This is a genomic window from Bradyrhizobium sp. 159 (assembly GCF_023073795.1).
GTDB lineage: Bacteria > Pseudomonadota > Alphaproteobacteria > Rhizobiales > Xanthobacteraceae > Bradyrhizobium.
Genome location: NZ_JADPKE010000041.1, coordinates 136727 through 150443 on the forward strand (window position 1 = coordinate 136727; position 13717 = coordinate 150443).

12 protein-coding genes and 5 pseudogenes are annotated in these 13717 nt (G+C 65.0%); 11 read left to right on the top strand and 6 right to left on the bottom strand.

Annotated elements, in window-relative coordinates:
* Nucleotides 1-578 precede the first annotated feature (578 nt).
* Together IVA96_RS09715 and IVA96_RS09720 are read left to right on the top strand one after the other, a co-directional pair.
* A pseudogene (locus tag IVA96_RS09715) lies at nucleotides 579-962 on the top strand (acyl-CoA dehydrogenase); the annotation flags it as partial.
* Between the two features lie 148 nt (nucleotides 963-1110).
* Nucleotides 1111-1323: pseudogene (locus IVA96_RS09720) on the top strand (acyl-CoA dehydrogenase); the annotation flags it as partial.
* On the opposite strand, the pseudogene IVA96_RS09725 reads toward IVA96_RS09720, so the two are convergent.
* Together IVA96_RS09725 and IVA96_RS09730 are read right to left on the bottom strand one after the other, a co-directional pair.
* Nucleotides 1268-1635, bottom strand: a pseudogene (locus tag IVA96_RS09725) (SRPBCC domain-containing protein); the annotation flags it as partial. The pseudogenes IVA96_RS09720 and IVA96_RS09725 sit on opposite strands and share 56 nt — an antisense overlap.
* A gap of 35 nt (nucleotides 1636-1670) precedes the next feature.
* Complete coding sequence (locus IVA96_RS09730) at nucleotides 1671-2918, bottom strand: serine hydrolase (protein WP_247416928.1); 1248 nt, start codon at nucleotides 2916-2918, stop codon at nucleotides 1671-1673.
* A 240-nt stretch (nucleotides 2919-3158) separates the two neighbouring features.
* Here IVA96_RS09730 and IVA96_RS09735 point away from each other — a divergent pair, with 240 nt between their 5' ends.
* Nucleotides 3159-4379 carry an MFS transporter gene (locus IVA96_RS09735; protein ID WP_247276388.1) on the top strand — a complete coding sequence of 407 codons (1221 nt, stop codon included), beginning with the start codon at nucleotides 3159-3161 and terminating at the stop codon, nucleotides 4377-4379.
* A gap of 11 nt (nucleotides 4380-4390) precedes the next feature.
* A pseudogene (locus tag IVA96_RS09740) lies at nucleotides 4391-5538 on the top strand (acyl-CoA dehydrogenase family protein).
* A gap of 1 nt (nucleotide 5539) precedes the next feature.
* Here IVA96_RS09740 and IVA96_RS09745 read toward each other — a convergent pair.
* Nucleotides 5540-5757: pseudogene (locus IVA96_RS09745) on the bottom strand (EAL domain-containing protein); the annotation flags it as partial.
* Nucleotides 5758-5786: 29 nt separating this feature from the next.
* Nucleotides 5787-6146, bottom strand: coding sequence for a helix-turn-helix domain-containing protein (locus IVA96_RS09750; RefSeq protein ID WP_247276386.1), 360 nt, complete (start codon nucleotides 6144-6146; stop codon nucleotides 5787-5789).
* Nucleotides 6147-6255: 109 nt separating this feature from the next.
* Here IVA96_RS09750 and IVA96_RS09755 point away from each other — a divergent pair, with 109 nt between their 5' ends.
* From IVA96_RS09755 to modC, 7 genes are all read left to right on the top strand, one after another.
* On the top strand, nucleotides 6256-6960 hold the full coding sequence (locus IVA96_RS09755; RefSeq protein ID WP_247276385.1) for a glutathione S-transferase family protein: 705 nt from the start codon (nucleotides 6256-6258) through the stop codon (nucleotides 6958-6960).
* 108 nt (nucleotides 6961-7068) lie between these two features.
* Nucleotides 7069-8013 carry a penicillin-insensitive murein endopeptidase gene (gene mepA / locus IVA96_RS09760; RefSeq protein ID WP_247276384.1) on the top strand — a complete coding sequence of 315 codons (945 nt, stop codon included), beginning with the start codon at nucleotides 7069-7071 and terminating at the stop codon, nucleotides 8011-8013.
* Between the two features lie 174 nt (nucleotides 8014-8187).
* A complete protein-coding gene (locus IVA96_RS09765; protein ID WP_247276383.1) occupies nucleotides 8188-8397 on the top strand; it encodes a TOBE domain-containing protein in 210 nt (69 codons plus the stop codon).
* 2 nt (nucleotides 8398-8399) lie between these two features.
* Entirely contained in the window at nucleotides 8400-8903 is a 504-nt protein-coding gene (locus tag IVA96_RS09770) for a hypothetical protein (RefSeq protein ID WP_247276382.1), read from the top strand.
* Nucleotides 8904-9094: 191 nt separating this feature from the next.
* The gene (gene modA, locus IVA96_RS09775; RefSeq protein ID WP_247276381.1) at nucleotides 9095-9880 is read left to right on the top strand and encodes a molybdate ABC transporter substrate-binding protein; all 786 of its coding nucleotides are present in this window, start codon (nucleotides 9095-9097) and stop codon (nucleotides 9878-9880) included.
* A 13-nt stretch (nucleotides 9881-9893) separates the two neighbouring features.
* Nucleotides 9894-10589 carry a molybdate ABC transporter permease subunit gene (modB, locus tag IVA96_RS09780; RefSeq protein WP_247276380.1) on the top strand — a complete coding sequence of 232 codons (696 nt, stop codon included), beginning with the start codon at nucleotides 9894-9896 and terminating at the stop codon, nucleotides 10587-10589.
* A gap of 2 nt (nucleotides 10590-10591) precedes the next feature.
* Nucleotides 10592-11254 (top strand): molybdenum ABC transporter ATP-binding protein, encoded by a 663-nt coding sequence (modC, locus tag IVA96_RS09785; RefSeq protein ID WP_247276379.1) that lies wholly within the window; start codon nucleotides 10592-10594, stop codon nucleotides 11252-11254.
* Between the two features lie 43 nt (nucleotides 11255-11297).
* Here the strand turns inward: modC and IVA96_RS09790 are convergent, their stop codons facing one another.
* On the bottom strand, nucleotides 11298-11558 hold the full coding sequence (locus tag IVA96_RS09790) for a PepSY domain-containing protein (RefSeq protein WP_247276378.1): 261 nt from the start codon (nucleotides 11556-11558) through the stop codon (nucleotides 11298-11300).
* A gap of 166 nt (nucleotides 11559-11724) precedes the next feature.
* On the bottom strand, nucleotides 11725-13518 hold the full coding sequence (locus IVA96_RS09795) for a potassium/proton antiporter (RefSeq protein ID WP_247416934.1): 1794 nt from the start codon (nucleotides 13516-13518) through the stop codon (nucleotides 11725-11727).
* Nucleotides 13519-13717 lie beyond the last annotated feature (199 nt).

Here is a 13717-nt window from a genome sequence, read left to right on the forward strand (position 1 = left end):
GCGCGGGAACTCGGGCCCGTGTTTCAACGACGGGCCGAGCAGGCGACGGACGAAGATTGCTTTGTAGCCGAAAACTATGAGGACTTGAAATCGTCGGGATTGGTCGAAGCCGGCGTCCCACCGAGCTCGGGGGCCGTGGGGCGGAGGTCGATGAGCTGGCCGAGATGCTCCGTGTCCTGGCGTATCACTGCGGATCCACAGCGCTTGCATTCTCCATGCACACCCACCAGGTCGCCATCACCGCTTGGCGCTGGCGGCATCAGAAAGTGACGGCGGTGGAGAACCTACTGACACGTATCGCCCAGGAACGCATTTTCCTACTCTCAAGCGGCGGTTCGGATTGGGTCGGCGGCTCCGGCAAAGCCGAGAAGGTGGACGGCGGCTATAAGATCACCGCTCGAAAGGTTTTCTCCTCGGGCTCGCCAGCCGGGACTCTCATGATGACGGGCGCGGTGCTGCAACAGGAGTGTGAGCCGCCAATGGTGCTTCACTTTGGTGTGCCGATGAGCTCACCCCAGGTGAAGATCTTGGACACTTGGCGAGTTTTGGGTATGCGCTCGACCGGTTCGAATGACGTGATGATTGATGGCTACGTAGTGCCTGAAAGTGCCGTATCGGCGCGTCGCAAGGCTGGTGAGTGGGATCCCTTATTCCAGACGATCGCAACCATCGCACTGCCACTGATTTACTCGGTCTATGTGGGCGTTGCCGAGAGCGCACGGGATATTGCTCTCTTGCTCGCGCGGCGCAAAGAGCTCGATCATAACGTTATACAGCTGGCTGGCCGCATGGATACCGAGCTTGCTGGCGCACGGATGGCACGGCAAACCATGCTTGCAGCTGTGCGCCTGAATAAGCCGTCGGCCGAAACAGTGAACCAGGTGGTGATCGGCCGCCATCTCGTAGCGCGGCATGCAATTGCAGCGGTGGAGTTAGCAATGGAGCTCGCTGGCGGCGCGGGGTTCTATCGCGCGGCCGGTCTAGAACGGCGCTTCCGCGACATACAGGCCGCACGCTATCATCCCCTGCAGCCCGGCGCCCAAGCGATATACGGGTGCAATGGCTCTTGGGCTCCCAGTCGACCAAATTTACTGACGTCCCTACAGCGGGACGAGCGCCTGGTGTCTCGGCCAGTGCAGCGTCTGCGCGATGATCGCGGCCTCGCTCGATCACGACATTGCGCAGGAGATCTTCAATACGCCGCCCGGCATCCTAGCCTGGGGCGCGATCGCGCATGAGGCGCGCGCGGTCGAGGGCAGTTATCGCGTCACGGCACGCTGGGATCTTGCCTCGGGCTCGTGGCAGGCGAGCAGCTCGGGTAGCGCGCGAAATTATTGAGGATCGCCTGCCAGCCGCCTTGCTGCTGCTCGACCGAGTGAGTCGCTTCGCTATCGAAGACGACGCGGACGACAGTGCCATTTGGGCCGGGCACGAACTCGACCTCGGCTGTTCGATCGCCGAACGCGTGTTCGATCCGCTTGTGCTCGACGATCTTGGTGTAGGTGCCGGCGAAGTCGAAGCCCATGCCGCCGTCCTTGGCTTCCATCCGGGACGAGAAGGCGCCGCCTTCCCGCAGGTCACCGTCGCCTTGGTCGTATGCCAGTCGTCGGACGCTGCAGCGCTGAAGGCGAGCAAACGCGCCCTCATGGGGTTTCAAAGCTGTCGGATCATCATTGCCCGAGCTGCTGAAGCACGGCGGACCACAATGCGAGCGGCTCCCTGAGGGCTGCCGGCTCGGATGGCCTTTGGCGAACGGCCGTGTGCACCATGACGAGCTTGGAGGCCGGGTCGACCAGGATGACCTGACCGCGGATGCCGAGCAGGGCAAATCTGCGCTGCTCGCCAGGGAGCAGCCACACCTGGTAGCCGTAGCCGAAATAAGGTGTGGCCACGCGGGGCGCGAGATGGCCATCGGCTGGTCTGACGGTCGTGGCATCCAGCAGCCACTGCCGGGGGATCAATTGGCGACCTTCCCAGGCGCCGTCATGTGCGAGCAACCGCGCCAGCCGCGCATAGTCGCGCAAGGTTGCGTTGAAGCAGCAAAAGGCAATCTCCTGTCCGCTCCCGTCGATCGCCCACGACGCATCCGCTTCGGCGCCGATGGAGTCCCAGATCCGGTCGTGGAGATAGTCGGCAACCGGCATGGCCGTGGCCGAGCGCAGGACTAGGCCGAGGATTTCGGTTTCTACGCTGGCATAGTGCCATCTGGTGCCCGGCGGTGCGGTTCGGGTGTTGAATTGCGCAACGATGGCCGCGGGATCTTTCGGCTCATCGACGAACAGGGCCCGTCCAAGCCGGGCGACGTCGTCGTTCCCATCATAGATTTCCGAGAACTGGACGCCCGAAGACATGGTCAACAAGGCGCGTATCGATGTGTTTCCATATTCCGTGCCTGCAAGGCCGGGAACGTAGGTCGAGACGAGGTCGTCGATCGATTTGATTCGTCCCTCCGAGACCGCGATCCCGACCAGCATAGCCACCAGCGTCTTGGCCATGGACTGCGAGACAAAGCGGTCGTGGTCGGTCCGCGCATATTGATAGTGCTCGTACAGGATGGTGTCGTCCCTGGCGATCAGGAGTCCCGTCACCGGGTTGCGCTTGAGGTAGTCCGCGATGCTCAGACGTTCGGTGCCAAAACTGTAGGCGATCGACGGCTCCGGCGCGCGTTTGAATTGCCAGGGCGCCGTGGCGCGAACGACCGCGCGCGAGGGATAGATCTCGCCGAAATGGCTGTAGACCCCGACGAGCTTGTCGAGCTGAGGGACGCCTCCCCGCGTGCCGACCGGATAGCCGTCAGCCGCGCCGTAAAGATCGGCATCGGGACCGCTGTCTGAAAAGACCGGCCCCGGCTCGGCGCTTCGGATGTCCTCTGCGCATGCTGAAGGTGCCCAGACTGCGGCGGCGAAAATGACGGGCAAGGCAAGCCTGCGGCGCCCACGCGGCCTGCACAGCGCTCCCCATTTCATTGGATTTGCCTCCTCGCACGTTGATGTGTGTGCGCTTGTGAGAACAACATCGCAGGCCGGTGACGTGAGATATGATATCATTGCGGACGGGCCGTGTCGCCCGCGGTGGCAACCCGCCTTGCTCTCGCCCGGCAGATAGGCCACCATCCCCTGCGCGCACCATCAACAAAATCAAAAGCGCTAAGGAAACGCATGAGCAAGCCGTCAAGCTTCGACTATGGCTGGGTCGTTGTCGCCGCGGGTGCGCTGATGACCTGTGTCGGATTCGGCACGATGCTGTCGCTGGCGGTGTTTTTGCAGCCGATCTCGCAAGCGATGGGCTGGTCGCGCGCCGGCGTGTCGGCGGCCGCGACGCTGGATTTTCTCTGCATGGGGGTGGCCGCGTTCCTCTGGGGCACGCTGTCGGACCGGTTCGGCACCCGCATCGTGGTGCTTGCCGGAAGCCTGCTGCTGGGGCTCGGCCTCGTGAGCGCGAGTCAGGCAGCAAGCCTGTGGCAATTCCAGCTTTGCTTCGGCGTACTGATCGGCATTGCCGCCGGCAGCTTCTACGCGCCGATGATGGCGCTCGCGAGCGCCTGGATCGAGAAGAACCGCAGCCTCGCGGTGGCGCTGGTCTCAGCCGGCATGGGCGTCTCGCCAGTGACAATCGCGCCGACCGCGAGCTGGCTGATCGCGGCCTATGACTGGCGCACCGCGATGCTGGTGATCGGCATCGCCGCCTGGGCGCTGCTGATCCCCGCCTGCTTCCTGGTGCGTCCGGCACCCGCAGTGGCGGCCCCTGCAACGGCGGACGCGGCGCCGGAGGTCGAGCTGACCGCGGCGCAGGCGCTGCGCACCCCGCAGTTCGTCGCGCTCGCCGCTGCCCATTTCGCCTGTTGCGCCGCGCATTCCGGTCCGATCTTCCACATGGTGTCCTATGCGATGGTCTGCGGTATCGCCCCGCTGACGGCCGTGACGGTCTACAGCGTGGCCGGCGTCTCAGGCCTCGGCGGCCGCCTGCTGCTGGGCGCGCTGGCCGATCGCAGCGGCGCAAAGCCCGTGCTGGTCGGCGGGCTGCTCGTGCAAGCCATGTGCATCGCGACCTATCTCGCGGTGGCGCAGCTCGGCGAGTTCTACGCGCTCTCGGTCGTGTTCGGCCTCGCCTATGGCGGCGTGATGCCGCTCTATGCGGTGCTGGTCCGCGAATTCTTTGGCGCACGCATCATGGGCACGGTGTTCGGCGCGGTGTCGGCCTTTGCCAGCCTCGGCATGGCACTGGGGCCATGGGCCGGCGGGCTCGTGTTCGACAATTTCCAGCGCTACACGTGGCTGCACGCCGGCTCGTTCACGATCGGGCTCGCAGCGGTCGCGGTGGCACTGAGCTTTCCGACCAGACGCCGGCCATCGCTCGACTTTGGCCGCGCTGCGGCCTGACGAGGTCGCGCATGAACAGATCGCAGGCCTTCGATCTCGTCGAACGTGCCCGGGCGATCGCGCCGCTCATCGCGCGTGAAGCCGACGAGATCGAGCAGTCGCGGCGGCTGACGCCTGCCGTGGTCGCCGCACTGATCGAGAACGGGCTCTACCGCGCGCTGCGCAAAGCCTCGGCGGCACTGAAGCCCCGATTGATATCTTCATGCAAATGCTGGAGGAGATCGCGACGGCGGACGCCTCGACCGCCTGGTGTCTCGGCCAGTGCGGCGTCTGCGCGATGATCGCCGCCTGGCTCGATCATGATACTGCGCAGGAGATCTTCAATACGCCGCCCGGCATCCTTGCCTGGGGCGCGATCGGGCATGAGGCGCGCATCGTGGACGGCGGCTATCGCGTCACGGCGCGCTGGGACTTTGCCTCCGGCTCGCGGCAGGCGAGCTGGCTGGGGGCGCATGTCCGTATCGTTAATGCCGACGGCACGCCGCGGAAAAATGCCGATAGCTCGCCGGAGGTGCGCACCATTCTGTTTCCGGTCGCGAGCGCCGTGCTGCACGACGTCTGGCAGGCGATCGGGCTCGCCGGCACCGGCACCGACTCCTACGAGGTCACCGATCTCTTCATCCCCGAGCGTTTCACGGCGTTCCGCGACGTGCCGTCCGCGCTGCGCGAACAGGGTCCTCTCTACAGAATCGGCACCGGCTCGACCTTCAGCCTCGGCTTTGCGGCAGTCTCGCTCGGCGTGGCGCGCGCCACGCTGGATGCGGCCATCGCGTTGGCGCGTGGAAAACACCAGTCACTCGCGGTCAGCGCCATGCGCGATAACGGGGCGGTCCAGGGACTGATCGGCCGCACCGAGGGCGATCTTCGCGCCGCCCGCGCCTATCTCTACGCCACCGCGCACGCGATGTGGCGCGATCTCAGCGCGACCGGCGAATTCAGTCCGACGCATCGCAGCGCGGTTCGCCTCGCCGCGACCTGGACCATCCACCAATCGGCGAAGGTGGTCGACGCCGCCTATCACATGGCCGGTGCGACGGCTGTGTTCCGCAGCAATCCGTTTGAGCGACGGTTTCGCGACATGCATGCCATCGCGCAGCAGATCCAGGCGCGCGATACGCATTATGAGGATGTCGGAAAGGCGATTCTGGCGGGGCATTGATAGCGTCCTCGTCGTCCGCATCAATGCCGCGCTGTGCGGCGAGGAGGCTGATGATCTCCGCATTCGGCCTTGCCTTGCTGAACAGAAAGCCCTGACCCTCATCGCAGCCCTCGGTGCGGAGACAGCAGAGCTCGGCTTCGGTCTCGACGCCTTCGGCGGTGATGGCGACCCCGAGACCTTGCCGAGGCTGACCATGGAGCGGATGATCGCTGGCGCTTCGTACTGTCCAATCCCTAAGCTGGCTTCCTCTAATCGTGACGATCCGCCATCTCGCTGCGATCCGCCAATTCCGCGCGAGCGCTGTCGGTCGCTGCCCACCACTCACCCAGCGCATCTATCAGCGGCACGAGTGCGTGGCCGGATGGGGTCAGATCATATTCGACGCGCAACGGATATCCCTCGAATTCCGCGCGCTGGACAATGCCGGCGTCCTCAAGCTTGCGAAGCTCCAGGGCCAGCATCTTGTGCGAAATGGTAGGGTTGTCCCGGCGCAGATCGCTGAATCGCTTAGTGCCCTCCTTCAGATAGTAAATCAGAAGCGTGGGCCAGCGGCCGCTGAGCACCTGCATCACTTCCTCGATGGGACAGCGGGAAACGAGATCTTTCATTGAGGGCTCGTGGTTACCAAAAAGTGCGTAATTTACTCGGCGGCACGGCCGAGTAGGGTCTGACTGCGCTGCGCAGCGTGATCATCAGAAGTCACGGAGAACAAAGGCCATGGAACCGATCTTATTGTACGGCTTCCCGTTGGGAAGCTCTATTGGGCTCGTCGCCGCGCTCAAATGGCTGGGGAAACCCTACCGGCTGTGTCGCGTCGATATGCTCGGCGAGATGCGCGAGCCTTCCTACGCCCGCATAAACGCCCGACACGAGACGCCGGTATTGATCACCGCGGAGGGACACGTGCTGACGGAGAGCATGGCGATCGCCGCCTGGCTCGAGGCCCGAGACCCGGAGCGGCGCATCAGCTTCGACCCGCTCTCGCGTGAGGCCGACCGGATGCACCAGTTGATGGCATTCCTAAATACCGGCTTCACGGCCGCATTCAGCCCGTTGTGGTTTGCGATGGAAATGAAGTCGCCCGACCCGGCGGTGCAGTCGGCGTTGCGGACCTGGGGTCGCGAGCGAGTGATTGAGCGCCACGACAAGCTCGAGCAGATGATTGAGGGAAGCACCTTCCTGGTCGGCGACCGCCCGACCTTGGCCGATGCCGCGTTCATCGGCGTAGCCCGCTGGCTCGAATTTCATAAAGTTGCCGACAAGGAACGGTGGCCGAAGATGGCGACTCTGCGCCAGCGGCTGGAAGCCGATCCCGCCGTCATTTATGCGTCCGATCTGGAGAAAGGGGGGACCAACCGTGGAAACGGGGCGCGCGCGGGCGACGTTGAACTCGCGAAGGTCATCGAGCGGTTCGGAAGATAGAATGCCGCGCCGAAGGTCGTCGCGGCGGCATCCGAAGATACAGGTTACGGCGGGCTGAAAGTCTAATTCTTGGCCCTTGAGACGGCGTTGGGCTATAAAAGCCCCAGCATGAGTCCCCGCCGTCTCACCCTCCTCCTGCTTCTGGCTGCGCTTCTGATCGCCGGCACCGCGCTGGCCCAGGACAAGGGCAGCGTCACCCCGAAGCCGCTGCCGCCGCTCGGCAATCCGAACGATCCCACGCTCGCTGCCAAGGAGCTGTTCGCGCGCAAGCTGCTGCCGTCGAAAGGATTGGCGCATGTCTTCGGCTCCTACACCAAGGGCTGCATCGGTGGCGCCATGCAGATGCCGCTCAACGGCGACAATTGGCAGGTGATGCGGCTGTCGCGCAACCGCAACTACGGCCATCCCGATATGATCGCCCTGATCAAGCGGCTCGCGGCCAAGGCGCACAAGGACGCCGGCTGGCCTGGCATTTTGGTCGGCGACATTGCCCAGCCGCGTGGCGGGCCGGCGCTGTCGGGCCATGCCAGCCACCAGATCGGTCTCGATGCCGACATCTGGTTGACGCCGATGCCGGACCGCCGGCTCTCGCGCGAGGAACGCGAGGAGATGTCGGCGGTGATGATGGTGCGTCCCGACCGACTCGATATCGATCCGAAAGTGTTCACACCTGGCCATGTGCTGGTGCTGCGCGACGCGGCGCGGGAGCCGGCGGTGCAGCGCATCTTCGTCAACGCCGCGATCAAGAAGGCGTTGTGCCGCGAGGCCAAGGGCGACCGCGCCTGGCTGTCGAAGATCCGCCCCTGGTGGGGCCACGACTATCACTTCCACATCCGCATGCACTGCCCGGCGGGCGCTGGCGACTGCGAGGGCCAGCCGTCGCAAGCCGAGGACGAAGGCTGCAAGCCTTCCGATCTTGCTTACTGGTTCTCGGATGCGGTGCTGCACCCAAAGCCGCCGCCGGAGCCACCGAAACCGAAGCCGCCGATGACGCTGGCCGAGATGCCGGCCGCATGCAAGGCGGTGCTGCACGCGCCAGATGCGAAGCCGTGACAGGCGCGCGGTAAAAACTCCGTCAGCGGCTGATCCATGACCTCACGAATGCGCTATGGTGCAGCGTTGCGCTGCCGTAAGCGTGCGACACCCGCCGGGACGCGCATCCCGCTCCAGCCCATCCCGTCCGCATGCGCGGCGCTATCGCCGAGCACCAGCCACCGCGAGAACTCCATGCGCATCAGTGCACGCAATCAGATCAAAGGCAATGTCGTCGAGGTCACAAAGGGCGCCACGACCTCGCACATCCGCGTCGACATCGGCGACGGCACGATCGTGACGTCCTCGATCACCAACGAAGCCGTCGACGACCTCGGCATAAGGGCAGGCGGCAAGGTCACCGTTGTGATCAAGGCCTCCGATGTCATGATTGCCGTAGATTGACCATGAAATCGTCTTTCCTCGTGGCCCTGCTGCTGCTTGGCACGGCCCCCGTTCTTGTCGCTGAGGAGCCCAGCGGCTGCGACAAGTTCAAATGGCCGATCGAGCGCGACCGCACGGCGCTCACCGCGCCGGACCGTGCGAAATTCGCATCGGGCAGCGAACAGGCGGCAGTGCCGTCATCCGCCATCACGCTGGGGCTGGTCCCGCCCGCGGACGCAAAATTGCCGACGCCGCCTGAGCGCGCGCCCAAGGACGGCACCTTCGCGGGCTTCACCAGCGTCAAGGCGCCGAAGGCCGGGCTCTACTCGATCAGCCTCTCGGCCGGGGCTTGGGTTGACGTGGTCCAGGACGGGCATGTCCTCAAGCCCGTTGCCTTTAGCGGCGCGACCGATTGCGACGGCATCCGCAAGAGCATGAAATATCAGCTGTCGGCACAGCCCTTCGTGCTCCAGGTCAGCGGCGCCAAGGACAATTCGGTCTCGATCGCGATCCTGCCGGCGCAATAGGCGCCCCCTGGTTAGACAAACGGTCGCCTTTGACCTAAGACGTGTGCCTGCTATCTTTGAGCAGCGATATCCCTGCCGGCCGTAAGCCGCCGTGGGGCTCCGTGGAACAGCGCGTCCGCCCGTCGCATCAGACCCACCCAACGCCAAATTTGCGCGCGTCACCGCGCGCGAGCTCGCACGGAGCGCTATCCATGTTTCGTATTGCCGCACTTGTCACCGCCTTCGGCATCCTCGCGGGCGCGAGCCTGTCGCCCGCTAGTGCCGAGGACAAGACCATCACCGTGTTCGCGGCCGCCTCGATGAAGAACGCACTCGACGAGATCGACGCGACCTACACCGCCAAGACCGGCGTCAAGTTCAGCGTCAGCTATGCTGCGAGCTCGGTGCTCGCGAGGCAGATCGAGCAGGGCGCGCCGGCCGACGTGTTCGTCTCCGCTGACACCGACTGGATGGATTACGCCATCGCCAAGAAAGCCGTCAACGAATCCACCCGGGTCAACCTGCTCGGCAACAGCATCGTGCTGATCGCGCCGAAGGACTCAAAGGTCGATAACGTCACGATCGCGCAAGGCCTCGACCTCGCCAAGCTCGCCGGCGACGGCAGGATCGCGACCGGTGACGTGAAATCCGTGCCGGTCGGCAAATACGCCAAGGCTGCGCTCGAGAAGCTGGGCGCCTGGCGGGCCGCCGAGCCGAAATTCGCCATGGCCGAGAGCGTGCGCGCCGCGCTGACGCTGGTGGCGCGCGGCGAGGCCGTGCTCGGCATCGTCTATGCGACCGACGCCAAGGTCGAGCCGGACGTGAAGATCGTCGGCACCTTCCCGGCCGATTCGCATCCCGCGATCATCTATCCCGTCGCCGCGACCACGACCGCGAAGGGCGAGACCAGCGACTATCTTGCCTTCCTGCGCTCGACGGTCGCCAAGACCATTCTGGAGAAATACGGCTTCAAGTTCCTTATCAGCCCCACCACATGATATCTCCGGCTTGATGTCCGAGATTTCACCCGCGGAATGGACGGCGATCCTGCTTTCGCTCAAGGTCGCCGTCATCGCAACGCTGGTGGCGACGCCGTTCGGCATCGCGCTGGCATGGCTGCTCGCGCGGCGCGATTTCTGGGGCAAGTCGCTGCTCGACGCACTCGTGCATCTGCCGCTGGTGCTGCCGCCCGTGGTCACCGGCTATCTGCTGCTGCTTAGCTTCGGCCGCCGCGGCCTCCTCGGCGGTTTCCTCGCCGACAATCTCGGCATCGTCTTCGCTTTCCGCTGGACCGGCGCTGCGCTCGCCTGCGGCGTGATGTCGTTTCCGCTTCTCGTGCGGCCGATGCGGCTGTCGATCGAGGCGATCGACCGCCGGCTCGAGCAGGCCGCCGAGACGCTTGGCGCGGCGCCGTGGAAGGTGTTCTTCACGGTGACGCTGCCGCTCGCGCTGCCCGGCGTGCTCGCCGGCATGGTGCTCGGCTTCGCCAAGGCGATCGGCGAGTTCGGTGCCACCATCACCTTCGTCTCCAACATTCCCGGTGAGACCCAGACGATCTCGTCTGCGATCTATTCGCTGATCCAGACCCCCGACGGCGACGCCGCGGCGGGACGACTCGTCATCGTCTCGATCGTGCTCGCGCTCGGCGCTCTGATCGCGGCCGAGTGGTTCGCCCGCCGCGCCACCGCGCGGCTGCACGGGAATTGACCATGCTGCGTGTGGATGTCGAAAAACAGCTCGGCGAATTCTCGCTGCACGCGTCCTTCACCGGCGAGGGACGCGTCATCGGGCTGTTCGGCGCCTCGGGCGCCGGCAAGACATCGCTGGTCAACATGATTGCAGGCCTGTTGCGGCCCGACCGCGGCAGCATCGTGATCGACGGCGAAACCGTCGACGACACCGCGGCCGGCATCCATGTGCCGACCTGGCGCCGCCGCGTCGGCTACGTCTTCCAGGATGCGCGGCTGTTTCCGCATCTCAATGTCGCGCAGAATCTCGACTATGGACGGCAGATGAACCGCCTCGCACCCGATCCGGCCCAGCACAAGCGCATCGTCGACCTGCTTGATATCGGCACCCTGCTCGGCCGCCGCCCCGGGAAGCTCTCCGGCGGCGAGCGCCAGCGCGTCGCGCTCGGCCGCGCGCTGCTGTCGAAGCCACGCCTCCTGCTGCTTGACGAGCCGCTCGGCGCGCTCGACGAAGGCCGCAAGCTCGAGATCCTGCCTTATCTGATGCGGCTCCGCGATGAAGCCAACGTGCCGATGGTCTATGTCAGCCACGACGCCGCCGAGCTGCGCCAGCTCGCCACGCAGATCGTGATGCTGAAGCAGGGCCGCGTGACGTCGTTCGGCGGGGTGAAGGTGCTGACATAAAGACGCAGCCGGAAATCCGGCTGCGCGGCCATATCATTCAGAGCTACCAGCCTCGCTCGACGTTGCGCACCTCACCCGTCCTCGCGTCAACGTAGACTTCCATCCAGCGGCCTGCACGATCCCGCCCATCAACCTCCCATTCGTCGCCGAGGAAGTTGGTGTGGGAGACCGTCACGACGCCAAGATCTGTCGCGACGTCGAGCGCGACCTGCATCGAGATCTGATCGCCGGTATCGTAGGCCATCGCCGGTGCGGCAGCGCCGAGCGCGAGGGCTGTTGCGATCGGAAGGATGAACTTTCGCATTGGCATACTCCTGCGGTCCAAGCTGTTACGCGGCTTAGAACGAGCGGCATGGCAGAGTGTTCCGGGTTTCGACGTCACGAAACCGCGCAAATCTTCGGCGGTTGCGGCGATTTGGTGGCGGTTCCTCATCGTGATTGTCCTGGCAAAAGCCAGGACGACACCCAAATCAGACCCCCGCCACCGACGCCCAGACGTCGGCGAGCTTGCGCCGTAGCGCCTGCGCACGCGTCAGCGGCGTCGGGGTCTCGTCCTCTTCCGGCAGGCGCAGGCCAACGACGTTGACGCGGCCGCCGGAGATCGAGCGCGCGACCAGCACAATCGTATCCAGCGCAAGCTCGGCGCCCTCTTTTGGCGCGTGATCGAGATGAACGTCGAAATAATCAGCCAGCGTCAGCTTACTTTCCTCCTTGTCGACCTTCACGCCGTAGATCTCGGCGAGCTCGGCGAGCGTGTGCTCGCCCGAGACCATGAAGTCGCCGAGCAGATGCGGATCGGGCGCCGAGCTCGGCTGCATGTCGACGAAGAAGCGGTCGAGTGCCTCCGCCTTTTCCGGCGGCGCCAGCAGGTAGATGTAATCGCCGGGCGCGATTGGATCGGCCTCCACCGGCGTCAGGATGTTCTCGTTGCGGATGACGAGCGTCGGCTTGGACCAGGATGGAATCAGTCCGCGGCGAAAATACAAGCTCTTCGGCCGCACCGGATAGCCGACCAGCTGCTGTTCGAGCTGGCCCGGCAGATCGAGTTCGACGCGGCGCGGGCCGCGCTCGGCGCGCGGCAGCGCCACGTGCAGCTTGCGCGCGGCGGGCGCCAGCGTCCAGCCTTGCAGCAGCAGCGAGATGATGACGACGACGAAAGCGACGTCGAAATAGAGATAGGCCTTGGACAGGCCGACCAGCATCGGGATCGAGGCCAGGAAGATCGCGACCGCGCCGCGCAGGCCGGTCCAGGCGATGAAGACTTTCTCGCGCCAGTTGAAGCGGAACGGCGCAAGGCACACGAACACGGCAAGCGGCCGCGCGACCAGCATCAAGACGAGCGCGACGCCGACGGCCGGCAGCACGCTGGCGCCAAGCCGGCTCGGCGAGACCAAGAGGCCGAGCAGCACGAACATCACGATCTGCGCCAGCCAGGTCGCGGCGTCCAGGAAGGCCACCACCGAATTATGCGCGCGCGTCGGCCGGTTGCCGATAATGATTCCGGCGAGATAGACTGCAAGAAAACCGGAAGCGTGCATGATCTGCGAGCCGCCGAAGATGACGAGCGCGCCGGTCGTCACGAACGGCGCATGCAGGCCCTGCGGCAGCGCCACCTGGTTGAGCGCGATGACGACCAGGCGTCCACCGATCACGCCGACGACGGCACCCAGCACCGCCTCCTGGACGAACTCCATCAGCACATGGCCGGGCGAGCTCGAGCCGAGCGAGATGTACTCGACCAGCATGAGCGTGAGGAAGATCGCAAACGGATCGTTGGTGCCGGATTCCGCCTCCAGTGTCGCACCGACGCGCGGGCGCAGGCGCAGGCCCTGGGTGTGCACCAGCAGAAAAACCGCGGCGGCGTCGGTCGAGGCGACCACAGCGCCGACCAGCAACGATTCCGACCAGTTGAGATCGAGCGCGTATTTCGCGAATGGCGCGGTGATCAGCGCCGTCAGCAGCACGCCGATGGTCGCCAGCACCACGGAGGGCGCGAGCACGGTGCGGATGCTGGCAAAGCGCGTCCGCAGGCCGCCGTCGAACAGGATCAGGGCGAGCGCCACCGAGCCGACCAGATAGGTGGTGCGGACGTCGTCGAACTGGAGCTGCCCGGGCCCCGAATCGCCGGCGAGCATGCCGATCGCAAGGAAGACAAGCAGCAATGGCGCGCCAAAGCGCAGCGCAAGCAGGCTCGAGAGGATGCCGGCCATGACGAGAACAGCGCCGAGCAATATGGCGAGGCTGACGGAGTCGAGGGAGGCCATCCACCTTCCGGGTAAAAATCGCTGGATTTGCATCCTTATCGTCGGCGGACTCGCGCGCCAACCTATTTTCTCCCGCTCGCGGCAATCTGCCCGCATTTTGCGGCCTTAACGCGCATCACTTCGCGGTGTATCGATGGTCCGGCCGTGCCCTTTGTGGGATTCTGCGGCGCCCTCGAATCAAAATCCTCCCGCCCGCTTC

Coding starts and splice junctions, on each gene's coding strand:
- IVA96_RS09735 (WP_247276388.1), top strand. CDS start 3,159: ATGAGCAAGCCGTCAAGCTTCGACTATGGCTGGGTCGTTGTCGCCGCG.
- IVA96_RS09750 (WP_247276386.1), bottom strand. CDS start 6,146: ATGAAAGATCTCGTTTCCCGCTGTCCCATCGAGGAAGTGATGCAGGTG.
- IVA96_RS09755 (WP_247276385.1), top strand. CDS start 6,256: ATGGAACCGATCTTATTGTACGGCTTCCCGTTGGGAAGCTCTATTGGG.
- mepA (WP_247276384.1), top strand. CDS start 7,069: ATGAGTCCCCGCCGTCTCACCCTCCTCCTGCTTCTGGCTGCGCTTCTG.
- IVA96_RS09765 (WP_247276383.1), top strand. CDS start 8,188: ATGCGCATCAGTGCACGCAATCAGATCAAAGGCAATGTCGTCGAGGTC.
- IVA96_RS09770 (WP_247276382.1), top strand. CDS start 8,400: ATGAAATCGTCTTTCCTCGTGGCCCTGCTGCTGCTTGGCACGGCCCCC.
- modA (WP_247276381.1), top strand. CDS start 9,095: ATGTTTCGTATTGCCGCACTTGTCACCGCCTTCGGCATCCTCGCGGGC.
- modB (WP_247276380.1), top strand. CDS start 9,894: ATGTCCGAGATTTCACCCGCGGAATGGACGGCGATCCTGCTTTCGCTC.
- modC (WP_247276379.1), top strand. CDS start 10,592: ATGCTGCGTGTGGATGTCGAAAAACAGCTCGGCGAATTCTCGCTGCAC.
- IVA96_RS09790 (WP_247276378.1), bottom strand. CDS start 11,558: ATGCGAAAGTTCATCCTTCCGATCGCAACAGCCCTCGCGCTCGGCGCT.
- IVA96_RS09795 (WP_247416934.1), bottom strand. CDS start 13,518: ATGGCCTCCCTCGACTCCGTCAGCCTCGCCATATTGCTCGGCGCTGTT.